The organism is Pararhizobium sp. DWP3-4, assembly GCF_049898205.1.
Taxonomy (GTDB): Bacteria; Pseudomonadota; Alphaproteobacteria; order Rhizobiales; family Rhizobiaceae; genus Pararhizobium.
Map to the genome: position 1 here is coordinate 101,131 of NZ_JAFCXF010000008.1, position 22,761 is coordinate 123,891.

Sequence of the window (22,761 nt, forward strand, 5' to 3'; positions counted from 1 at the left end):
TTTTTGCACCATATTCTTGATCATGGTCCGGCCTGGGTTCACACAGTGATGAAATCGGAATCCCGCGAGGAGAAAAGATTATGGGCGTAGTGGCAAATCCTTCGTCATCGGGGCTTGAGCAAGACGCCCGGCGCATGCATGGCGACAAGCCGCTTTCGGCCGGCAGCATTGCGCTCGGCGTGATTATTGGCCGCATGTCGGAGTTCTTCGATTTCTTCGTTTATGGCCTTGCCTCCGTCCTGGTCTTTCCGCGGCTGATCTTTTCGTTTGCGCCCAATCCGGTGGCGGCAACGATGATGTCCTTTGGCGTCTTCTCGCTGGCCTTTCTGGCGCGCCCGGTGGGTTCCTTCGTCTTCATGTGGATCGACCGCAATTACGGTCGCGGCACGAAGCTGACGATCGCGCTGTTTATTCTCGGCGGCTCCACCGCCTCCATCGCCTTCCTGCCCGGCTATGAAACCGTTGGGTATTGGTCGGTGGCGCTTCTGGCGCTGTTCCGGCTCGGCCAGGGATTTGCACTCGGCGGCGCGTGGGACGGCCTTGCATCGCTGCTCAACCTCAACGCACCGCCAAACCGCCGCGGATGGTATGCGATGATCCCGCAGCTCGGCGCGCCCATCGGATTTGCGCTGGCAAGCACCCTGTTCGGCTATTTCGTCGCCAATCTGTCCGACGCGGACTTCCTGTCCTGGGGATGGCGCTACCCGTTCTTCGTGGCCTTCGCGATCAACGTCGTGGCACTATTCGCGCGTCTGCGCATCGTTGCCAGCCAAGAGTTTGGTTCGGCGCTTGAAAACAACGAGCTGCAGGCACGGCCGGTTTTCGAAATGCTCAGCAAACATTCATCCGATGTGCTGCTTGGAGCCTTCGCGCCGCTGGCCAGCTTTGCGATGTTTCACCTCGTCACGATCTTTCCGTTGAGCTGGGTAACGCTGTTCGGCGGTCAATCGGCGGCACAGTTCCTGTGGGTGCAAGTGGCCGGCGCTGCCGTCGGCTTTGTCGCCATCATCCTCTCCGGCCTCATTGCCGACCGGATCGGCCGCCGTAACCAGCTGATGATCGGCGCTATCATCATCGCCATCTTCTCGTTCTCGGCACCGTTCCTGCTGGATGCCGGCCGTTCGGGCCAGGATGCGTTCATCATCATCGGCTTCGGCATTCTCGGCCTGTCTTTCGGCCAGGCATCCGGCGCCGTCTCGTCGCGGTTCGGCCAATATTACCGTTACACCGGGGCGGCACTGACCTCCGACCTTGCCTGGCTGATCGGTGCCGGTTTTGCTCCGCTGGTCGCGCTCGGCCTCGCCAGCAATTTCGGCATCATCTTCATCGGCGGCTATCTGATATCCGGTGCGATCTGCACGATCGTGGCGCTCAGCGTCACACGGGCTCTGGATATGAGCGGAGAGCCGGATGCGAAACCGGAGACGGCGTCCAGCGGCAAGTGATGCCGATGCAAAATTCTTGATCTCCGCTTACCGCAACATACAGGTGGCATGAGGCTCGGCCAACTGGATCGTCGTCGATTCGACGATCCCTTCATCCAGCAGGCTCTGGATCAGATTCGGTTAGCAAACGATGGTGATCGGCCGCAGGCTCTTCATGAGAACGTTGTCCTCCAGGCCATCAATGATGGCACCGTGGTCGCCTGGAACGTATCTGAACATGTCGTTGCTGTGATCTGAGTCCGTTGCGCCGCGCAATTTCGACTTGCATATTGTCTACTATTTAATTCAGTATCAGGTTGCACACCCGACTGTTTATCTTCCCACAGACTAATCCTTGCAACGTTTGCGTTACGCAAAAACGCAATGCCATGCATGCCAAAAGGCTGCGTAACCGCTTAAAAATCGGTGTTCGCCTAAATTTCGGAAGGATGGATATTTGTGCCGCACAAGTCACGCCATTTCCTGGATTCGATTTTGTTGCCAAATGATTTTCAATATTGTACACAATATTCGCGACCGGGAGGATCGCCGATCTTGGAATTTCTGCTGGAGGGCGGAAGTCTTCATTGATCGTCAGCAGCAAGGAAACCATCAGGGAGGGGACTATGAAACAAGGATTTCTGGCGATCTGCGCCGCAGCCACGGCACTTCTGGCGGCCAGCGTCGTGCAGGCGGGAACGCTCGATACCGTAAAGGCCCGCGGCAAGCTGGTGTGCGGTGTATCGCTCGCCACACCAGGATTTGCCGCGCCGGACGACAAGGGCCGGATGCAGGGCTTTGATGCCGACGTCTGCCGCTCGGTGGCTGCTGCGGTGTTTGGCGATGGCGACAAGATCGAGTTCGTTCCGACCAATATCAATACCCGCTTCCAGGCTCTGCAATCCGGCGAAATCGACATGCTGTCACGCCAGACGACGCAGACCTTTTCGCGCGAAGCTTCGCTCGGCCTCGATTTCGGCCCGACCGTATTTTATGATGGTCAAGGCCTGATGGTGGCGAAATCGCTCGGCGTTTCCAGCGCAAAGGAGCTGACGGACGCTGCAATCTGCACGCTGCCGGGTACGACCACCGCGCAGAATCTCAGCGACTTCTTCCGCACGATTGGCGGTAGGTTCGAGCTCGTCGTTTTCGAAAGCCCGGATGAGAACCGGGCCGCTTTCTTCGCCGGCCGCTGCGAGGCGATTTCCTCCGACCGCTCTGACCTCGCGTCGATCCGCGCGGTCGCCAACAACCCGGACGACTACATCGTCCTGCCGGAAACGATCTCCAAGGAGCCGCTCGCACCGGCCGTTCGCCAGAACGATTCCAACTGGCGCGATATCATGTCTTGGTCGGTCTGGATGCTGATAGCAGCTGAAGAAAAAGGCATTACCCAGGCCAATGTCGACGAGATGTTGAAAAGCCAGGATCCGGACATCCAGCGCATGCTCGGCGTCACCGACGAACTCGGTGCGATGTTCGGCCTCGACAACAAGTGGGGCTACAACGTCATCAAGGCCGTCGGCAATTATGGCGAGGTCTTCGAGCGCAATCTGGGTGAGAAAACCCGGCTTGGACTGACGCGTGGACCGAACGCGCAGTGGAATGCCGGTGGTCTGGTCTACGCACCACCGTTCCGTTGAGTGCATCGCTCGCGCGCATGAAGCGCGCGAGCTTTCTCCCGTTCGGCAAAACAGCGGCGAGTTTTCATGAGCTTCTTGAATGATATGCGTTTCCGCGCGTTCTGCTATCAGATCGGCGCGATCGGTCTGGTTGTCGCTGTTGCATGGACGATGTTTGCGACGGCGAGCGACAATCTGGCAAAACAGAATATTGCCACCGGCTTCGGCTTTCTGGCGCGCCAGGCCGGTTTCGTCATCAGCGAAACGGCGATTACTTACCAGCCGACAGACAGCATTGCCCGGGCGATCCTTGTCGGCATCGTCAATACCGTCAAGGTTTCGCTGCTGGCGGCAATCCTCGGAACGGTTCTGGGGCTCTTCGTCGGCGTGGCGCGCATGTCGCGCAATCCGCTGCTGGCGCGTTTGGCACTTGCCTATGTCGAGGCGTTGCGAAACGTCCCGCTGCTGCTCTACCTCTTTCTCTGGTATTCGTTGATCATCATGGTGTTTCCGCCGGTCAAGCAGGCACTCAACATCCTGCCGGGGGTCTACCTTTCCAACAGCGGGCTGGTTCTTCCGGCCGTGTTCGTGGAAAACGGCGCTGCGATCTTCGCCCTGTTTATCTGCGCCGGCTTTGCCGCTGCGATCCTGATCGGGCGCATCAGCCAGCAACGGCGGCTGGCGACCGGAAAATCCAACCACGGCACGGTCATTGCATGTCTTGCGCTGCTGGTCCCGCCGCTTCTTCTTTGGATGCTCGGCCTTGTGTCATTCGGTTGGGATATTCCGCAGGCCGGCAGGTTCCGGCTGACCGGCGGCCTGCATGTGCGTCCTGAATTCGTCGCGCTGCTGTTCGGACTTCTTCTCAGCGTGTCCGCCAGCGTTGCCGAAATCGTCCGCGCCGGCATCCAGGCCATAGGGCCAGGGCAGTGGGAGGCCGCAGCCGCACTGGGGCTGCATCGTTCGCGGGTGGTGCGGCTGGTCGTGCTGCCACAGGCTCTGCGCCTGATCATCCCGCCTTTGACCAACACGTACCTGACCGTCTTCAAGAACAGTTCCCTGGCGATCGCCATCGGTTATCCGGATCTGGTGATGGTGTCCAACACCGTCATGAACCAGACCGGGCAGGCAATCGAGACCATCGCCATTTTCATGGGCGTCTATCTGAGTCTGTCGATCGCCATTTCGCTGACGATGAACTGGTACAACGCGCGCGTCGCGCTCAAGGAGCGCTGATGGCTGAAACTCAAGCTCTGCCATTACCGGCCGGCGCTGCCAAGCCACCCGTGCGGCATTCCGAATGGGTCAAAACCTATTTCGGCACGCCGCTGAATTCCATGATCAGCCTCGTCTCGATGGTTGCCATCTTTTTCCTGGGCAAACTGGTGTTTGGCTGGCTGGTGGTCAATGCCGCCTTCTCCGGCGATGCCGCAGCCTGCAAGGCAAGCAGTGGCGCTTGCTGGCCGTTTCTTGCCGAGAAACTCCGCTACATGATCTTCGGCTTCTATCCGTTCGAGGAGCAATGGCGCCCCCTTTTGGCGCTGGTGCTTTTTCTGGCGAGCTGCCTGATCTCGATGATGCCCCGCATCTGGAGCCGGGCCTTGTTGTATGTATGGCTGCTGGTTGTTCTGCCGGCTCTCTACGTTCTGATGGCGGGCGGGGTCTTCGGCCTGTCGCCGGTTGCGACATCGAGCTGGGGCGGGTTGCCGCTATCGTTCATGCTCTCGTTTATCGGGCTGGTCTGCGCCCTGCCGCTCGGCATTGGCCTTGCACTTGCCCGCGCCTCCAGCCTGCCGGCCATCCGCGTTCTTGCCATCGGCTTCATCGAAATCGTCCGCGGCCTTCCCTTGATCAGCATCCTGTTCATGGCGACGGTGATGCTGCCGCTGTTCATGCCGGAGGGCGTGACGATCGACAAGCTTCTGCGCGCGCAGGTCGCCATCATCATCTTTGCCGCCGCCTACATCGCCGAAATCGTTCGTGGCGGCCTGCAGGATGTTCCGGAAGGCCAGTTCGAGGCAGGCCAGTCTCTCGGGCTGTCCTATTGGCAGGTGATGCGAAAGATCGTCCTGCCGCAGGCGCTGAAGAAAGTCATCCCGCCGATGGTCGGGCTATTCATCGGCTTCTTCCAGGATACGACACTTGTCACCATCGTCGGCCTGCTGGATTTTCTCGATACCGTGCGCTCGGCCCTGCGGGATCAAGAATGGCAGGGCATCGCCGTTCTCGAAGGTTATGTCTTTGCCGCAGCAGTCTATTTCACCTTCAGCGCCCTGATGGGCCTGTACAGCCGCTTCCTCGAACAGCATTTCAGGGTCACCCATGGCTAACGATATTCATGTCATCCGCAACGCCAGCACGATCGTCGGTTATGACGAAAACCACCAGGGACATGCCTATCTTTCCGACGGCGACATAGCCTTTGACGCCAGCGGCTTCATCCATGTCGGCGGCCGGTATGACGGTGTATTCGTACGTGAAATATCCGGCAAGGACAGGATGGTTCTGCCCGGTTTTGTCAACGTGCATTGCCATTCCGGCGAAGAGCCGATCTCCAAAGGGCTGTTCGAAGATGAAGGCACCGCAGCGCTTTGGGGCAATGCGCTGTATGAATATTCCAACCTGATCGAGATCAGCGACAGCGCTGTTGAGGCCTCGTTGACGGTGATGCTCGGCGACCTGATGCGTAGCGGCGTTACCACCCTTGTCGATATTGCCGGTCCGCATGACAGCTGGCTGCCAACTTTGGCAAGGAGCGGCGCACGCGCCTATGTCGCTCCCGGCTTCCGGGAAGCCGCATGGCATGTCGAAGACAGCCGCCGTCTTGATCTCACCTGGGACAAGGGCAGGGGATACGAGGCTTTTGCCCGGGCGCTCGAAGTGGTCGATGCTGCACGCGCGCATTCATCCGGCAGGCTTGGCGGTATCGTTTCTCCTTCGCAGGTCGAGACATGCTCTGCAGAATTGTTGCAGGCGGCGGCAGAGGCGGCGCGGGCACGGAACGTGCCGATCACCGTGCATGCGGCGCAGACGATGGCCGAGCATGAGGAGCTGATGCGCCGGACGGGCTTGACAGCTGTTCAGTATCTCGAAGAACTGGGTGTTCTTGGCGCGGACCTGATCATCGGGCACTGCATCTTTGTCGATGGTCATTCCTGGACGCGGCAACGAACCGAGATCGATCTTGGCCTGCTCGCCGAGCGGTTGGCCACGGTGGCGCATTGCCCCGTCACTTTCTCGCGCAGCGGCATGGTGCTGCAGTCACTCGGACGCTATCGCCGCCGCGGCGTCAATGTGGCGCTTGGAACCGACAGTTATCCGTTCAACATGTTGGAAGAGATGCGCCAGGCGATGATCTGCTCGCGCATTGCCGGACGCTCCGTCTTCGATGTCGGTACGGCCGACGTGTTCGAGGCAGCGACGCTTGCCGGAGCGCGTGCTCTCGGCCGGCGTGATATCGGCCGGATAGAGCCAGGTGCGAAGGCGGATTTCCTGTTGGTGGACCTGAAACATTCGGCCATGCAGCCTGTCTACGACCCGCTGCGAAACCTGCTTCACTGCGCTGCTGAACGCGCTGTTGACGCGGTATATGTGGATGGGCGGCCAGTGGTTGTAGGCGGAAAGGTGATTCATCTTGATTATGATGGCGCTCTGGGCGAATTGCAGGATGCGCAGGATTTCGTGATCAGACACCTGCAAGTCAATGATCCGGCGGGGCGGCCGAGCGATGTACTTGCAAGGAAATCACTCCCAGCCATGTGAGCTGACGCCACAACGCACCTGGCTGACCAGAGGTCTATGCAACACCCGCTAACTGATGCTGAACGCCAGTGGGCTCACTGATCGAGCAGGTTTTCCCGCCAGGACATCTCATCGATCCGGTCCTGCTGCGTGGGGCTCATTTTTGAGTTGAACCGCCGTTGACTGAGAATACCGTAGGCGATGGCTATGCCACATACAGCAAGCGCTGCCAACAGTGCGATGATCCACGTTACGCTGGCCATTGTCTCTCCTCCGAAGGGCAAAACGCGACAGATGTGCTCAAAGTTCCAAAGAGCCGGAATACACCTCAACTATAGGGGTTCGTTTCACCGGTGACCGTGGCAGGCGGCTCGATGGCGCTGTTTGAAACAGGTCGATAGAATGCATTGTGTATGAGGAGCAGAGCGGTCAGGAAGAACGCCGTGACCAAGACCAGCAAAACATCTCGCGCGGTCATGGCCTGTCACCGGTATCGCCGATCGCTGCGATCCGGAATGAGGTTAAGGCGTGGTTTGGCTGTGCGCCAATTTGTTGACAGGTTAGCGGCACCAAAGCACCGTTCTGCAGCCGTATCAGTCTAAGGGCAAGGCTCCTGTTGTCCATCGCAGTTCTCCTCTGCGGCAGAACAGGTCGGATCGACAAAAAGTTCCCTAGAGTTCACATAAGGTTCGATAGCAGCTGCCAACCGTCAAAAGCAGCGGATTATCTTGGTATCGACGATGTGATTTCGCTGGAGACGCCATCATTTGTGACCGCCGTGCCATAACGGGCCATCGCAATGTTCAAGGTGAACATCGCGACGATCGTGAATGCGATGACGGCGAGCGTAATTCCTTTGTCCGTTTTCATAGGCCAATCCCTTCAAGAGCAACTGCAACGCTTTGAAAGCCGGGATGGGGCTATTGTGCGGCGCGGAAAGTGCTGTTCCACCAATGACGCTCATCATGGTAAATGTGCGGTTAAAGAGATAGCGCTTTGAGCAAAAAAGGCAGCCAATATCGCTGCGAACCGACATCCCCCCGCTTTGTCGAGCCGTACCAGAGTCGTCTCACCTAAGCCTGAGTAGGCGGGTTCGTCAGGCTGCCATCCACCTTGTCGTTTCTGCTGTCTACAAAGCCGTCAATGCCGGCGGCTGCAGTCTTGCAGTGTTTTCCAAAAATTGCCCTTGTTCTTCAATGCAGCCTCGTGGTAACGTTCCCATGAAATCATGCTGAGGAGGGCGTGTTTGGATGCAGAGGCGGCGGCCGACCATTATTGATGTTGCGCAAAAGGCAGGTGTGTCGAAGAGCACGGCTGGTCGCGCATTGTCGGGTGCCTCCAATGTGACGGACGAGGCGCGCGAGCGCGTGCTGGATGCCGCAAGGGCCGTAGGCTACGAACGCAACGATCTTGCAGTCGGCATGCGATCCGGACGGACCGGGCTGCTCGGTCTCGTCATTCCTGACATTACCAACCCGTTCTGGGCGGATGTTGCCCGCGGCGCGCAGGACCGCGCCGCCGAAAATGGCATGTCGCTGCTGGTGTTTTCATCCGATTGGGATCATGGCCGCGAGGCCAGTCATCTGCGCGCTCTGCGGCAGGCGCGCGTCGATGGCGCAATCATCAATCCGGTCGCCGATAATTTTGACGATCTCGACCGGTTCGGGCTGCCTTTCGTGCTGATCGGCTCCAGCGCCGAGCGCTTCCCTGCCACCTCCAGTGTCGGCTCAGATATCGCCCAGGCGGTGCGGATCGGCATGGATCACCTCGTCTCCAAAGGGCATCACGCACCGGCACTCATCCTCGGACCCGAGTCCCGTATCGCGCGGGCGCGCTTCCTGCGTACGTTCCATGAGCATTGTGTCGAGCGGGACATCGACCCGGCAGCCCTGCCGATGGAAGATGGAGAATATACCGTTGAAGGCGGGCATGCGGCGATGAAGCGGCTGCTGGCGCGAGACCGCGCCGGGCATCTGGCGGTGTTTGCTGCCAACGACATGATGGCGCTCGGTGCCATGGTCGCCGTGCGTGAGGCAGGGCTGAGCTGCCCGGAAGACGTCTCCATCCTCGGGTTCGACGGTGTTCCGGCCGGCGCGTTTTCATGGCCGGGATTGACCACCGTCGCCAAGCCCGGCCGCGAGATCGGCATGCGTGCGGTCGACTGCCTGTTCGATGAAATTGCCGGCCGTCCCGAACATGGCCGGGTCTTCATGCCGTGCCGGTTGATCGAGCGCGGCTCGCTGGCCGACCTGTCGTTACACCAGCCGAGGCGGACCGCCGCGACCGGGAGGGGATAATTCATGACTAACCACCGACGCGAGTTGTCCTCGTCCAGCATTGGGAACGTTCCCACTAATTTAATCCGCCGAAAGCCGGGACGGGCGTCCGCGTTCGCCGATGGCTGGCGCCGCTGGTGGCCATATTACGTCATGATGGCGCCGGGTATCCTGTTCTTTCTGGTGTTTCACTACCTGCCGATCTGGGAAACCCGCATCGCCTTCGAACAGGTCCGTATCGTACCGCCGAACGTCTGGGTCGGGCTCAAGCATTTCCAGGTGCTGTTCTCGTCTTCGGTGTTCTGGCAGGTGCTGGCCAATACGCTGATCATCTCGACGATGAAGATGGTGTTCTTCCTGCCGGTCCCGATCGTTGTGGCGCTGCTGCTCAACGAGGTACGCGGCGGCTCGCTGCGCAAGTTCATCCAGTCGGCGATCTACCTGCCGCATTTCCTCTCCTGGGTGGTCATCGCCGGCATCTTCATCGCCGCCTTGTCGCCGACGGATGGCGCGGTCAACAATCTGCTCGGCATGGCCGGCATTGCGCCGCGGTCGTTCATGACCGACACCGGCGCCATCCGCTGGGTGCTGGTGTTTACGGAAATCTGGCGGTCGGCCGGGTGGGACAGCCTGCTGTATCTGGCCGCCATCATTGCCATCGACCAGCAGCTCTATGATGCGGCCGAGGTCGATGGCGCCAACCGCTGGCAGAAGATCTGGCACGTAACGCTGCCGGGCATCGTTCCGACGATTGCCACCCTGTTCATCCTCAATGCCGGGATGTTCCTCAATGCCGATCTCAATCAGGTCATCAACCTGTCCAATGACGTGGTGCGCAGCAAGATCGATATCGTCGATACCTATGTCTACCGGATCGGCCTGCAGACCGGCGAATATTCGCTGGCGACGGCGGCCGGCCTGTTCAAGGCTGTGCTCGGGACGATGATGATCGTCGTCGCGCATTTCATCTCCAAACGCCTGACCGGAAAGGGAGTTTGGTAATGGCCCTGTCGCGCAAGACCCCGATCGAACGCATCGAATACGCGATCATCGTTTCAACACTGCTGCTGCTGGTCGTCGTGACTGTTCAGCCGATCCTCAACCTTCTGGCAGTCTCTCTGTCGGCGCCGGGCAAAGTGCCGGGCATGAGCGGATTGGCTATCCTGCCGGACGGTTTGTCGTTCGAGGTGTGGAGCGTCCTGCTGCAGCATCCCAATGTTCAGCGCGGCATCATCAACTCCATCTTCATTACTGGCGTCAGCACGCTGATCGGCGTGGTCGGCACGGCACTGATGGCCTGGGGGCTTTCACGGCCGAACCTGCCGGGACGCAAGGCGCTGTTCATCCTGGTGCTCGTCACCATCGTCTTCGAACCGGGCATCATTCCGGATTATTTCGTCAACAAGCGGCTTGGGCTGCTCGACAGCTACTGGTCGGTGATCCTCTTCAAGGCGGTCAACGCCTGGTACCTGATCATTCTCATCCGGTTCTTCGAGGAAATCCCAAAGGAGCTTCTGGAAGCGGCCGAACTCGACGGCGCCAATCCCTTCCAGGTCTTTTGGCATCTGGTTTTGCCGCTCGCCAAGCCGGCGCTGGCAACGATCTCGCTGTTTTATCTGGTCTTTCACTGGAACGAGTTCTTCCGGGCGATGATCTATCTCAACGACCAGGGGAAATGGCCGCTGCAGGTGGTGCTGCGCCAGTTCGTCATCGATGGCGACAAGATCGCCATCGTTGGCGCAGACAGCGCCAACAACAATACCGGTGCGGGCCAGCTCAATCTGCGGGCGCTCAAGGCTGGCATGATCCTTTTGACCATCGCTCCGATCCTGGCGATCTACCCGCTGATTCTGAAATTCTTCACGAAGGGCACCATGAGCGGCGCGCTCAAGGGATGATCGTGACGACGCAATAACCAAAAAAGCAAATCTAGCGGAGGAGACGAAATGCTTAGAAAATTGGTCCTGACGACCTCGACCGCCCTGGCGCTGTGCCTTGGCATCACCGTGCCTGCCATGGCCGAACCGATCAAGATCCGGATCGTGTCCAAGGATTTCGGCCCGAACAATCCGGACGATGTCAAGCATATCAAGCGCATTGAGGAAGCGCTGAAGGCGCAGGGCACCGATCTGGACATCGAACTCGTCGACCTGCCGTCGTCTGGTTATGCCGACAAGCTTTCAGTCATGCTGTTGTCGGGCGATATCCCGGACCTGATCTATTTCCAGGGTGGCGATGCCAAGATGGTCGAGCAGGGCGTGCTTGAAGATCTGGGGCCGATGATTGCCGGGACGACCTATCTCAAGGATGCGTTTTGGCCGCACAATGTCGAGCGCCTGAAAAACTATCCATACCTTCTCTACGTCTATCCGGTTCGTGGCCCGCAGCCGGTGATCCGCAAGGATTGGCTGGAAAAGACCGGCCTCAAGGCACCTGAAACCGTCGAAGACTACGTGACCCTGTTCAAGGCGATCAAGGACGGCGATCTCGACGGCAACGGCGTCGCAGATACCTATGGCGTGACCACGGCTGACAACACCAACGAACTGGATTCGATCTTCAACCAGGCGTTCGGGATCACCGGCACATGGATGAAGAATCCGGCCGGCGAATGGGTCAGCGCCCGGATCACCAGCCAGGAGAAGGACAAGATCGCCTTCTATGCCTCGCTACGCGAACAGGGGCTCTATGATCCGGAATACATCACCACCAAGTTCGATGTGAAGGAAGACAAGTTCTACACCGGCAAGGCCGGCGTGATCTTCGGCTCCTCCGGTGAAGTCATCGACATCTACAGCGGCAAGATGCGGCAGGTTCATCCGGGCACCGAACTCGTTCTTCTGGCACCCCCGAAGGGGCCGGGCGGTCAGGGTCTGTCTGCCGTTGATGTGTCGAAGGAATCGCGCGGCTTTGCCATCTCGACGACCTCAGAACACAAGGCCGAAGTGATGAAGCTCCTGGACTTCATGGCAAGCCCAGAAGGGCAGATGTTCGACCGGCTGGGTTTTGAAGGCCAGGAATTCACCAAGGAGGGCGACACCTACAAGGTGACCGACAAGATCGCCACCTGGTATGCGCGCTTCATGGTAGCGGCAAACTGGACGCCACCGGTGGTCTGGCAATCGGAGGCCGCCCAGCAGTCGCTGGCGACGATCCAGAAGGATTTCAAGCCGGACAACACATTCGTCTGGCCGGCCGATTATGCCGCCGATCTCGATGCCACGGAAAACGTCTACCGCTCCTGGGTCTTCAAGTTCATCTCCGGCGCGGCGACAATGGATCAGTGGGATCAATATATTGCCGAATGGGAAGCCGCTGGCGGCACACGTCTCAACGACTATGCAAGGACTGTTCTCGATGCAAAAAAATAGTGCTTCCGGGCTCTCTCTCAAGGGGAGAGTTCGCGCGCTCATCCATGGCGTCGCGTTAGGCGACGCCATGGGGGCTCCGGTCGAAAAACTGCCGGTGGCCGATATCGCGGCCCGGTATGGCCGGGTTTCCTCGCTCGACACGCAATGGCACAAGATGTCGCTCGACGACACGGCGCGCAACGGCAGGGTGCGCGGCAACGGCATCGTCACCGACGATACGCTGATGACGCTCTGCCTGATGGATATCTATGCCGAGGTCGGCAGGCATCTGGACGCCTGGGACATGGCCGATGGCATGGTGCGGCAGATCGCCTGGATACCCCGCTACGTGCCGGAATTGCAGCGCGAGGCGATGCTGATCGAGCGGCTGTTTTATCCGGAAAAATGGATCTTCCAGCGTCACCAGCTGACCTCCTGCGATCCCCGGCAGGGTGGCATCGGCAACATGGTCAATTGCGGCGCAGCCATGTACGTGGCGCCGATCGGCGTGGTCAATGCCTGCGATCCGAAGGCAGCCTATGACGAGGCGATCGCCTTTGCCTCTGGTCACCAGGAAAGCTATGGCCTCGAAGCGGCGGGCGTGTTTGCAGCCGCAGTCGCGGCGGCCTTCGTTCCGGTGACGACCATCGATGCCGTGGTCGAAACAGCGCTGGCACTGGCAAAGGACGGCACCCGCAATGCCATCGCCGATATCGCGCAGAGTGCCCGTCAGCTCAAAACACAGGGTGCGGACCATTCAAGCGTCGTTGCCGAGTTCCACCGGATTATCGCGCCCTATTCCCCAATGGGCGACGACGTCAACCACACGCCCGCTAAGGCTGGCCGGTTGACCGCTGCCTATCAGCCAACCCGCCTGGGTTCGATCGAGGAACTGCCGCTGGCGCTGGGCTTCTGCCTCGTCAATGACGGCGATTTCCGCCGATCGATCGAAGACGGGATCAATTCCGGCCGCGATACAGACTCGATCGGCGTGATGGCCGGCGCCATCCTCGGCGCCATGCATGGTGAAGAGGTTATCGGCAAGGCCGATTGCCAATTGCTCGACGCGGCAAACCGGCTCGACCTCATTGCATCGGCCGATGCGTTTACCGAAACCGTCAAAGCCATCCTCGCAGCCGACCAGGCTGCTGCCGACAGCCGCGCCGTAAGCCGCGCTGCTCTCCTGAATTAGAACTGCAAAGAAAGACGCATGATGTCCAAGCTGACCAAAGAGATGATTTACGAGAAGATCTATGCCGGCTTTATCGGCAAGGCGATTGGCGTTCGTCTGGGCGCGCCGGTCGAACCGACGATCTGGAGCTATGAGCGCATCCAGAAGACCTATGGCGAAGTCACACAATATCTCCGGGACTTCAAGAATTTCGCTGCCGATGACGATACCAACGGTCCGGTCTACTTCATCCGCGCCTTGCGCGACTACGGCCTGAAGGCGAGTGCTGCCGATGTCGGCCGGACTTGGGTAAACTATGCAGCCGAGGAACATGGCATGTACTGGTGGGGCGGCTTCGGCGTATCCACCGAACACACGGCCTATCGCAACCTGCGTGCCGGGATCCCAGCGCCGCAGTCCGGCTCGATCGCCCAGAACGGCGCATCCGTCGCCGAGCAGATTGGCGGACAGATCTTCATCGACAGCTGGGGCTGGGTACATCCGGGCGAACCGCAGAAAGCTGCCGACGCCTCCGCTCGCGCGGCAAGCGTCGCCCATGACGGCGAGGGTTTGAATGGCGCTCGCTTCTGCGCTGCTGCGATTGCTGCGGCGTTTGAAGCAACGTCGATTGCCGATATCGTCGCCACTGCCATGGCGACGATATCGGCAAAATCCACCTATGCCCGCGTCGCTCAGGCGGTGATCGATTTCCACAAGGCCAATCCCGGCAACTGGCGCGCCTGCCGCGACATGCTGACGGCCGAATGGGGCTACGATCGTTATCCGGGCGTCTGCCATATCATCCCGAATGCGGGCGTCACCGTCATGGCGATCCTCTACGGCGAGGGCGACCTGCCACGCACCACAGAGATTGCCACCATGGCCGGCTGGGATACCGACTGCAATGCCGGCAATGCCGGTGCCATCGTCGGCACGTTCCACGGTGTGCAGCCGGGTTGGGATCGCTACCGGACGCCGATCAACGATTTCGTCATCGCATCCGGCGTCGTCGGCTCGATCAACATCGTCGATATTCCGTCCTTTGCGCGCGAACTAACGGTGCTGGCGCTGCAGCTTCGCGGCGATGAGGTGCCGGCTCTCTGGCTCGAAGACTTCACCCGCCGTGGCGTCCGCTTCGACTTTGATCTGCCCGGCTCTACCCACGCCTTCCGGACTGCGGGCTTCAACCAGATCAGCGTCAAGGCATCGACCGAAAGGCATGTCGAAGGCTCGCGTGGCTCGCTGGAAATCCAGCTCGACCGGCTGGAGCGCGGGCATGGCGGCCGCATCTTCTGGAAACCGTTCTATCGCCGCGAGGATTTTGACGACGAGCGTTATCGTCCGATGTTTACGCCGCTGGTCGATGCGGGACAGAAGGTCTCGTTCAAGCTGTTGCTCGATCCGTGGAACGGCGACGGCAATCTGCGTGTCGTTCCTTATGTTCGCCGCGCCATGTCCGGAACGATCGAGGAAATCGGCGGCTGGCATGTGCCCGATCATCAGGGCTGGCAGGACTATGCGTTCACCATCCCGGAAGGTCTGGAAGCCATCGATGAAATCGGCATCCAGGTGGAATATTTCGGCCGGTTAAAATTCCTCGGCCGCCTGTTCCTTGCCGATTTCAAGGTCGAGGGTGCCGGGCACACGGTGATCGACCCCAAGACCGAAGTCCAGGAATGGGGCGCGATTTCGCGCTTTACCTGGAACCGCGGCCACTGGACCCTGCAGAATGGTCGCATCCACGCCCACACGGCCAGCGATGCCGATATCTGGACGGGGCACTATTATGCCCGCGCCGTTACCGTTTCGGCCGATATCCAGCCGCTGGCAGGGACATCACACCTGGTCACCGCCCGCGTTCAGGGCACCAGCCAGTTCTATGCGGCCGGGTTCGATGGCGATGACGTGGTGATCCTGAAGGAAGATTTCGGCACCACCGTTCTGGCCCGGGCGCCGTTCAAGCGTGAATTCGGCCGCAACTATGCGTTGGCATTTTCGGTGCAACGCGATGCCTTGTCGTTCTCGGTCGATGGCAAGACGTTGATCGAGGCAAAAGACGATCAGTACATCTATGGCATGGCCGGTCTTCGTCTCGGTGCGCTGGGGCGCATGAGCGTGGGCACGCTCGAGATCGTCGAAGCCGTCTGAGCAAGCCGTGCCCGCCCTTCTCAACACCGAGAAGGGCGGGCGATGGTAGCCTTGGCGGATCAACTGGGAGGAACATGCATGTCTGAGATCGAACTCAGGAACGTCGGCAAAAGCTACGGCAGCCTGTCCGTACTCAACGATATCTCGCTGGACATGAGCAGCGGCGAGTTCGTGGTCTTGGTCGGTCCATCGGGCTGCGGCAAGTCCACGCTGTTGCGGATGATTGCCGGGCTGGAGGATATCAGCGCCGGCGAGATCACCATCGGCGGCAAGATCGTCAATGACATGCCGGCAAAGGAACGCGACCTTGCAATGGTGTTCCAGAGCTATGCGCTCTATCCGCATATGAAGGTCGCCGACAATATGAGTTTTGCGCTCAAACTCGCTGGCGTATCCAAGGCGGAGATCAGCCGGCGCGTCAACGACGCCGCCGAAATCCTCGGCCTTGAGCATCTTCTCGGCCGTCTGCCGCGTGAGCTTTCCGGCGGGCAGCGCCAGCGCGTTGCCATGGGGCGCGCCATCGTGCGTGATCCGCGCGCCTTCCTGTTCGATGAGCCGCTGTCCAATCTCGATGCCAAGCTGCGCGTCAAGATGCGTGGCGAGATCAAGAAGCTGCACCAACGTCTCGGCAAGACGACCATCTACGTCACCCACGACCAGACCGAAGCCATGACCATGGCTGACACGATCGTCGTGCTGAACGGCGGCAAGATCGAGCAGATGGGGCCGCCGCTGGAGCTCTACAAAAATCCGTGCAATCTCTTTGTCGCCGGGTTCATCGGATCGCCGGAAATCAATCTCTTGAAAGGCGTGGTCGACGGCGCGATGCTGCGGCTTGCCGATGGCGCCGCACTGCCGCTGCCGCCCGGCCTCAATCTGGCGCGGGGGCGTAGAGTTACTTACGGCATCCGCCCGCAGCATATCCGTCTCAGCGATGACGGCATCGGCGCCGAGATCGCGCTGGTCGAGCCAACCGGCGACACGCAGGAAGTCACGCTCCGGCTGGCCGCGGCCGACATCACCATGGTGCTGGGCGACGACCCGCCACTCTTGCCGGGTGAACACGTCAGGATCGGCATCGACCCCGGCAATGTGCTCCTATTCGATGAAGCCTCCGGCGAACGCATCCAATGACCGGCTTTTCGCGGAAGCATTGGGATCCAAGTGCTGAAGGTCCGCTGGAGGGCATCAAGGTGCTCGATCTTTCGAGACTGGTGGCAGGGAATATGCTGTCGCTGCAACTCGCCGATTTCGGTGCCGATGTCGTCAAGATAGAGCCGCCGATCGGCGACCCCTTGCGTGAGTGGAAGGAGGAGGGCCTGTCGCTATTCTGGAAGACCTATGGCCGCAACAAGCGGTCCGTAGTGCTCAACCTGCGCCAAGTAGCGGATCGCGAGGCCCTCTGGACACTGATCGACGGTGCCGATGTGCTGATCGAAAACTATCGCCCCGGGACGCTGGAACAGATGGGGTTCGGCCCGGACCTCCTGCTTGCGCGCAATCCCGATCTGGTCCTCGTTCGCATTTCAGGTTTTGGCCAGACGGGTCCCTATGCCGAATTTCCAGGCTTCGGCACCATCGTCGAGGGCATGAGCGGCTATGCCTATCGCACCGGCTTTCCGGACCGCGAGCCGGTTCTGCCACCGCTGGCGCTGGCCGACATGATCGCCGGCATCTACGGCATGTCGGCCACGGTCACGGCACTTTTCGCCCGGCAGCAGGGCAAAGCACGCGGACAGGTGATCGATCTGTCGCTGCTGGAACCGATCTTTTCCGTGCTCGGCCCTGAAGCGGGCATCTACGCGCTGACCGGCAAGGTCAAGGAGCGCACCGGCAGTGCCTCCAACACCGCATGCCCGCGCAATGTCTATCGCTGCGCCGATGGCCAGTATGTGGCGCTCTCGGGATCGACGCCCGCTGTGGCCCGGCGTATTTTCGAGATTATCGGCCGGGCGGACATGAATGAGGACCCGCGCTTTTCCACCAATAGCGAACGGCTGAAACATCGGGATCTGGTCGATGAAGCCATCGGCGCCTGGTTTTTAGCCCGGTCGCATGACGAGGCACTGGCGATCATGCGCGACAGTGGCGCGACCGTTGGGCCGATCTACAGCATCGCCGATGCAGCCGTCGATGCGCATTTCACTGAGCGCGAAGTGATCGTTTCGCTGGACGACGAGGAACACGGCGTGCTGCCCATGCACAACATCGTCCCGCGTATGTCGGCAACCCCCGGAGGTTTCCGGCGCCCGGCTCCGGCACTTGGCGAACACACTGCTGAGGTTCTGGTGGAGGCGGGCGTTTCCCCTGAAGCCATAGCTGCAATCGTTGCCGGTGCTGCTCAATGAAATTGCGCTCGCTGCTTTACGTCCCGGCCCATCTCGCCCGGTTTATCGACAAGGCGCATCAGCGCGGTGCCGATGCAATTATTCTCGACCTGGAGGATTCGGTACCGGCGGCGAGCAAGCTTAGCGCTCGCCAAGGGCTGGCTGACTCCGCCCGTAAAACCGGGCAATTGGGTGCAACAATCTTCGTGCGGATCAATTCCGAGGCCGATCTGCAGTTCGATGATGCGGCGGCAGCGTGCAGGGCCGGCGCCTATGGCCTTGTTGTCCCAAAAGTGCAGACCGTGGAGGGCCTTGACCGGCTCGCTGCCTATCTTGCGCCGCTGGCGCATGAACTGGGCCGTGATCCCATGCCGTTCATTTGCCTTATCGAAGATCCGGCCACGGTGTTTGACGCGCGGGCCTTGGCCGCGCATCCCCGTGTGCTTGGCATGGCGCTCGGCAGTGAGGACTTTGCCACGATGATGGGCGCCGAGCCGAGCCCGGATGTCCTGCGGCTACCCAAACTCCTTGTCCATATGGCGGCCAAGGCGCATGGCAAACTATCCTTCGGTCTTCTCCGCAGCATCGCAGATTACGCCGATAGCGGCGCCATGCAGACGGCAACCATTGAAGCCAAGACCTTCGGATTTGACGGCGCAACCTGCATCCACCCGTCCGCCATTCCGTTTCTGAACACTGGTTTTTCGCCCACCGAAGCGGAATGCGATTGGGCAAGGCGTCTGATTGCTGGAGCCGACAAGGCAGCCACAGAGAACCGTGGAGCCTTTGCATTCGAAGGCAGAATGGTCGATGCACCGGTACTGTCACGCGCCCGCGCGATCTTGGCCAAGGTTGGGCGAGATGGCGAAGACGGGTGAAGAGGGACGCCTCGCTTGCCGTACGTCCCGCTTTTGAAACAATGCCGCCGGAGCTCCGGCTCGGCTCAAACCGCTTTCGGCTCCACCGCGCCGTCGAGGCTGCCGATCAGCGCCGAACTTGCCTGATTGAGGCCGACGACGTCCACGGGGATGTCATGCAGTTTGAACCGCTGCACCACCTTGTCGAGCGCTGCGACTGCCGTGATGTCCCAAAAGTGAGCTTCCGTCACATCGATCAGAACTGCCATGCCCACGGCATCCTGAATTTCAAACGCCTCGATGAAGATGTCTGCGGATGCAAAGAAGACCTGGCCCGATACGCGATACGACACGCGGCCAGCCTGCGCATCTGTCTCTGTCTCCACCTGCAGCAGACGGGCGACCTTGAACGTGAAGAACACACCGCTCAGAAGGACGCCCACCGTTACGCCCAGCGCCAGATTGGAGCTCAACACGGTCACCAGAACGGTCGCCACCATGACGGCACTCGACATCTTGGGATGAACGACCACCGAGCGCAATGACGACCAGTCGAACGTATCGATCGACACCATCACCATGATGGCAACTAAGGCCGCCACCGGAACGTGAGAAACCCATGGCTTGAGCAAGACCATCAAAATCAGCAGGAAGGCACCGGCAAACAGGGTGGAGAGACGGCCGCGTCCACCGTATTTCACGTTGCTGACGGTCTGGCCGATCATGCCGCATCCGGCGATCCCGCCGAACAGGCTGGCTGCAGCATTGGCGATACCGAGACCGGTACACTCCCTGTTCTTTGAACTTGCAGTGCCGGTGAGGTCGTCCACGACGCTGGCGGTCATCATCGATTCGAGCAGGCCAACCATGGCGATGGCAAGCGCTGGCCCGGCAATGATTGCCAGCGTTTCCAAATTCAGCGGAACTGCGGGCCAGCCAAAGATCGGAAGTGTATCCGGCAACTTCCCGAGGTCTGCAACAGTCATGACCGGCAGCTGTAATGTGACCGAGGCAACGGTCAGAACAAGGATGCAGATCAGCGGCGACGGGATCGCGGTGGTGATCCTTGGAACACCGTAGATGACTGCCAGTCCTGCGGCCAGCATCGCATAGGCAATCCAGTCCCCGCCGATTATGTGTGGGAGCTGGGCCGCAAAGATCAGGATGGCCAGCGCGTTAACAAAGCCGGTGCGAACGGAATTTGAAACGAACCGCATGAGAACGCCAAGGCGCAATATCCCAAACAGAATTTGGAAAACGCCGGCCAGCAAACCGGCGGCGAACAGGTATGGCAGCCCGTGTGCGTGGACCAGAGGTGCCGCAACCAGCGCGACCGAGCCTGCGGCGGCGGAAATCATTGCGGGACGCCCACCGGTAAACGCGATGACGATGCCGATGACAAACGAGGCAAACAGGCCGACCTGCGGATCGACGCCGGCAACGAACGAAAACGCGATGACCTCGGGAATCAGTGCGAACGTGGCGACCGCGCCCGCGAGCATGTCGCGCATGGGATTGGCGGACCAATCCCGGCGGATGGATGAAAATTGCATGGGATGAGTTCTCGCAAAGCATGACCAACGCGCTTCTCAAAGCGGTTATCGAGTTGGCACGCGGGTTTTGCGTTGTCTGGCGGATCGGCGGCCAGAAGAGCCACCCGGAGTTTCACCGGGTCCGTGGTGATTACAGGGTTTATAGACCGCATTTTTGCGGCGATGCAACACGAAATGTCCCACCATAATCGGCGTGTTGTCTGCGTGTCGTGTCTCGCTGATGCGATTGCGGTCTGGTCTTTATTCTGCGGGCTGCAAAGCACCAATCGATGGTGCCTGGCCGGCATTCCCCTGCAACGCACTTGCCAATTGCTCCGTATCGAGCTCATTTTCCCAGCGGGCGACGACGATGGTTGCAACGGCATTGTCTACGAGATCGGTCAGCGCCCGGCATTCGGACATGACGCGGTCGATGCCGAGGATGAGCGCCATGACGGCGACGGGAACGGCGGGTACGACCGAGAGTGTCGCTGCAAGCGAGGCGCATCACAAACAATAAACGCTCGCGGCTTGATGCAAGCTGCGAGCGCTCTTCAGACTGACCTGCAGGGCCGGGCCTTACTCGACCCGGGCGAGTGCCGATCCGGCATTCACGTAAGCGCCTTCCGCAGCCTTGATCCGCAACACGCCGGAGCGGGTCGAGAGAATCTGCGTTTCCATCTTCATCGCTTCCATCACGGCGATCAGATCGCCCTCTTTGACGGTGTCGCCATCGGCGCATTTCCAGGCTTGCAGCGTACCGGAAATGGGAGCCACAACGGTTGAGGCGTCCTCAACATCCGCGGTTTTCGCCGGATCCGAATCCTGTGCTTTCAGGCCACCAAGGCCGGCAAGCAGCGAGGCCGGAATGCCGAGCGCGTGACGTTTTCCGTCGATCTCGACATGGGTGCGGATGAGCGATGTATCGGCGCCCGGGTCGGGCCGGGCTTCAGCCGTCAGGGTGTCTGCGAAATCGGTCTCGATCCAGCGCGTGTGAACCTTGAACCCGTCTTCGCCGATAAAATCAGCGGCTTCCATCGCGGCGCGGTGGAATGGCAGGACCGTTGCGATGCCTTCGATCTTGAACTCCTTGAGTGCCCGGCGGGCGCGGGTCAGTGCCTGCTCGCGGGTGGCGCCAGTGACGATCAGCTTCGCCATCAGGGAATCGAACGTGCCGGGAATGGTCGAGCCGGACACGACGCCGCTGTCGAGCCGCACGCCGGGACCGGACGGAGCTTCGAACGTGGTAATGGTGCCCGGCGTCGGCAGGAAGCCACGGCCGGGATCTTCGGCATTGATGCGGAACTCAATCGAATGGCCGCGCGGGGCTGGCGTCTCAGTGACCAGCAGCGGTAGGCCGTCGGCGATGCGGAACTGCTCGATGACCAAATCGATGCCGGTCGTCTCTTCGGTAACCGGGTGCTCGACCTGCAGGCGGGTGTTGACCTCGAGGAAGGAAATCGTACCATCGACCCCGAGAAGGAATTCGACCGTGCCGACGCCGGAATAGCCGGCAGCAGCGCAGATCTTTTTCGCGGCATCATGGATCGACTGGCGCTGCGCGTCGCTGAGGAAGGGGGCGGGGGCCTCTTCGACGAGCTTCTGGTTGCGCCGCTGCAGCGAGCAATCGCGGGTACCGAGCACGACGACATTGCCGTGCTTGTCAGCGATGACCTGTGCCTCGATATGGCGCGGACGGTCGAGGAACCGTTCCAGGAAACACTCGCCGCGGCCAAAGGCCGCCTTTGCTTCACGCACGGCCGACTCATAGAGTTCGGCGATGTCTTCCATATGCCAGGCGACCTTGATCCCACGGCCGCCGCCGCCATGCGCTGCCTTGATCGCCACCGGCAGGCCATACTGTTCGGCAAAGGCGATAACTTCTGCTGCCGTTTCGACAGGGCCGTCGCTGCCGGCAACCAGAGGGGCGCCGACGCTGGTGGCGATCCGCCGTGCCTGGACCTTGTCGCCGAGGGCCTCGATGACCTGCGGGTCGGGACCGATCCAGATCAAACCGGCATCGATGACGGCACGGGCGAACTCTGCCCGCTCGGAGAGGAAGCCGTAACCCGGATGCACGGCATCGGCGCCGGAGCGCTTAGCGATGCCGATCAGCTTTTCAATGTCGAGATAGGTTTCCGCCGGCCGGCTGCCGGAAAGCCCGTAGGCTTCGTCGGCCAGCTGGACGAACAGCGCATCCATGTCCGGGTCGGCATAAACAGCAACGGAGGCGATGCCGTGATCGCGGCAGGCGCGGATGATGCGGACGGCGATTTCGCCACGATTGGCAATCAGCACTTTTTTCATGGGGTC

19 protein-coding genes, 1 pseudogene and 1 other annotated feature are annotated in these 22,761 nt (G+C 60.3%); of the genes and pseudogenes, 14 read left to right on the top strand and 6 right to left on the bottom strand.

The genetic code is table 11. From position 1 onward, the window contains the following. The first annotated feature begins 80 nt into the window (after positions 1-80). The 5 genes from ACP7E6_RS20630 (at position 81) to ACP7E6_RS20650 (ending at position 6,808) form a co-directional block, all read left to right on the top strand. Complete coding sequence (locus ACP7E6_RS20630; RefSeq protein WP_426231583.1) at positions 81-1,445, top strand: MFS transporter; 1,365 nt, start codon at positions 81-83, stop codon at positions 1,443-1,445. Between the two features lie 605 nt (positions 1,446-2,050). Beyond that, positions 2,051-3,067, top strand: coding sequence for an amino acid ABC transporter substrate-binding protein (locus ACP7E6_RS20635; protein WP_426231584.1), 1,017 nt, complete (start codon positions 2,051-2,053; stop codon positions 3,065-3,067). 66 nt (positions 3,068-3,133) lie between these two features. Further along, positions 3,134-4,282, top strand: a complete 1,149-nt coding sequence (locus ACP7E6_RS20640) for an amino acid ABC transporter permease (RefSeq protein WP_426231585.1) — start codon at positions 3,134-3,136, stop codon at positions 4,280-4,282. Further along, entirely contained in the window at positions 4,282-5,376 is a 1,095-nt protein-coding gene (locus ACP7E6_RS20645; protein WP_426231586.1) for an amino acid ABC transporter permease, read from the top strand. Before ACP7E6_RS20640 ends, ACP7E6_RS20645 begins: the two co-directional genes overlap by 1 nt. Then, a complete protein-coding gene (locus tag ACP7E6_RS20650) occupies positions 5,369-6,808 on the top strand; it encodes an amidohydrolase family protein (RefSeq protein ID WP_426231587.1) in 1,440 nt (479 codons plus the stop codon). Before ACP7E6_RS20645 ends, ACP7E6_RS20650 begins: the two co-directional genes overlap by 8 nt. Positions 6,809-6,882: 74 nt before the next feature. Here ACP7E6_RS20650 and ACP7E6_RS20655 read toward each other — a convergent pair whose 3' ends face one another. From ACP7E6_RS20655 to ACP7E6_RS20665, 3 genes are all read right to left on the bottom strand, one after another. Continuing rightward, the gene (locus tag ACP7E6_RS20655) at positions 6,883-7,050 is read right to left on the bottom strand and encodes a hypothetical protein (RefSeq protein ID WP_426231588.1); all 168 of its coding nucleotides are present in this window, start codon (positions 7,048-7,050) and stop codon (positions 6,883-6,885) included. A 65-nt stretch (positions 7,051-7,115) separates the two neighbouring features. Next, positions 7,116-7,265 carry a hypothetical protein gene (locus ACP7E6_RS20660; protein WP_426231589.1) on the bottom strand — a complete coding sequence of 50 codons (150 nt, stop codon included), beginning with the start codon at positions 7,263-7,265 and terminating at the stop codon, positions 7,116-7,118. 245 nt (positions 7,266-7,510) lie between these two features. Next, complete coding sequence (locus tag ACP7E6_RS20665) at positions 7,511-7,657, bottom strand: hypothetical protein (protein ID WP_426231590.1); 147 nt, start codon at positions 7,655-7,657, stop codon at positions 7,511-7,513. Between the two features lie 380 nt (positions 7,658-8,037). Here ACP7E6_RS20665 and ACP7E6_RS20670 point away from each other — a divergent pair, with 380 nt between their 5' ends. The 9 genes from ACP7E6_RS20670 (at position 8,038) to ACP7E6_RS20710 (ending at position 18,937) form a co-directional block, all read left to right on the top strand. After that, complete coding sequence (locus ACP7E6_RS20670) at positions 8,038-9,084, top strand: LacI family DNA-binding transcriptional regulator (RefSeq protein ID WP_426231591.1); 1,047 nt, start codon at positions 8,038-8,040, stop codon at positions 9,082-9,084. Positions 9,085-9,087: 3 nt separating this feature from the next. Next, positions 9,088-10,065, top strand: coding sequence for an ABC transporter permease (locus tag ACP7E6_RS20675; protein WP_426231592.1), 978 nt, complete (start codon positions 9,088-9,090; stop codon positions 10,063-10,065). Then, a complete protein-coding gene (locus tag ACP7E6_RS20680) occupies positions 10,065-10,961 on the top strand; it encodes a carbohydrate ABC transporter permease (RefSeq protein WP_426231593.1) in 897 nt (298 codons plus the stop codon). The genes ACP7E6_RS20675 and ACP7E6_RS20680 overlap by 1 nt, the downstream gene beginning before the upstream one ends. Before the next feature lie 48 nt (positions 10,962-11,009). Beyond that, the gene (locus ACP7E6_RS20685) at positions 11,010-12,434 is read left to right on the top strand and encodes an extracellular solute-binding protein (protein WP_426231594.1); all 1,425 of its coding nucleotides are present in this window, start codon (positions 11,010-11,012) and stop codon (positions 12,432-12,434) included. After that, positions 12,421-13,605, top strand: a complete 1,185-nt coding sequence (locus ACP7E6_RS20690; protein ID WP_426231595.1) for an ADP-ribosylglycohydrolase family protein — start codon at positions 12,421-12,423, stop codon at positions 13,603-13,605. Before ACP7E6_RS20685 ends, ACP7E6_RS20690 begins: the two co-directional genes overlap by 14 nt. An 18-nt stretch (positions 13,606-13,623) precedes the next feature. Continuing rightward, entirely contained in the window at positions 13,624-15,732 is a 2,109-nt protein-coding gene (locus ACP7E6_RS20695; protein WP_426231596.1) for an ADP-ribosylglycohydrolase family protein, read from the top strand. Between the two features lie 78 nt (positions 15,733-15,810). Continuing rightward, a complete protein-coding gene (locus ACP7E6_RS20700) occupies positions 15,811-16,866 on the top strand; it encodes an ABC transporter ATP-binding protein (protein WP_426231598.1) in 1,056 nt (351 codons plus the stop codon). Next, a complete protein-coding gene (locus ACP7E6_RS20705; RefSeq protein ID WP_426231600.1) occupies positions 16,863-18,080 on the top strand; it encodes a CaiB/BaiF CoA transferase family protein in 1,218 nt (405 codons plus the stop codon). Before ACP7E6_RS20700 ends, ACP7E6_RS20705 begins: the two co-directional genes overlap by 4 nt. Next, entirely contained in the window at positions 18,077-18,937 is an 861-nt protein-coding gene (locus ACP7E6_RS20710) for an HpcH/HpaI aldolase/citrate lyase family protein (protein ID WP_426231601.1), read from the top strand. The genes ACP7E6_RS20705 and ACP7E6_RS20710 overlap by 4 nt, the downstream gene beginning before the upstream one ends. Before the next feature lie 65 nt (positions 18,938-19,002). Here the strand turns inward: ACP7E6_RS20710 and ACP7E6_RS20715 are convergent, their stop codons facing one another. The 3 genes and pseudogenes from ACP7E6_RS20715 to ACP7E6_RS20725 form a co-directional block, all read right to left on the bottom strand. Continuing rightward, positions 19,003-20,469 (bottom strand): SulP family inorganic anion transporter, encoded by a 1,467-nt coding sequence (locus ACP7E6_RS20715; RefSeq protein ID WP_426231602.1) that lies wholly within the window; start codon positions 20,467-20,469, stop codon positions 19,003-19,005. A gap of 70 nt (positions 20,470-20,539) precedes the next feature. Beyond that, positions 20,540-20,595: a sequence feature (sul1 is cis-regulatory element that is thought to sense ions involved in sulfur or methionine metabolism; They are found in Alphaproteobacteria), on the bottom strand. A 114-nt stretch (positions 20,596-20,709) separates the two neighbouring features. Continuing rightward, positions 20,710-20,949 (bottom strand): annotated as a pseudogene (locus ACP7E6_RS20720) (C4-dicarboxylate transporter DctA); the annotation flags it as partial. A 78-nt stretch (positions 20,950-21,027) separates the two neighbouring features. Further along, entirely contained in the window at positions 21,028-22,755 is a 1,728-nt protein-coding gene (locus tag ACP7E6_RS20725) for an acetyl/propionyl/methylcrotonyl-CoA carboxylase subunit alpha (RefSeq protein WP_426231603.1), read from the bottom strand. Positions 22,756-22,761 lie beyond the last annotated feature (6 nt).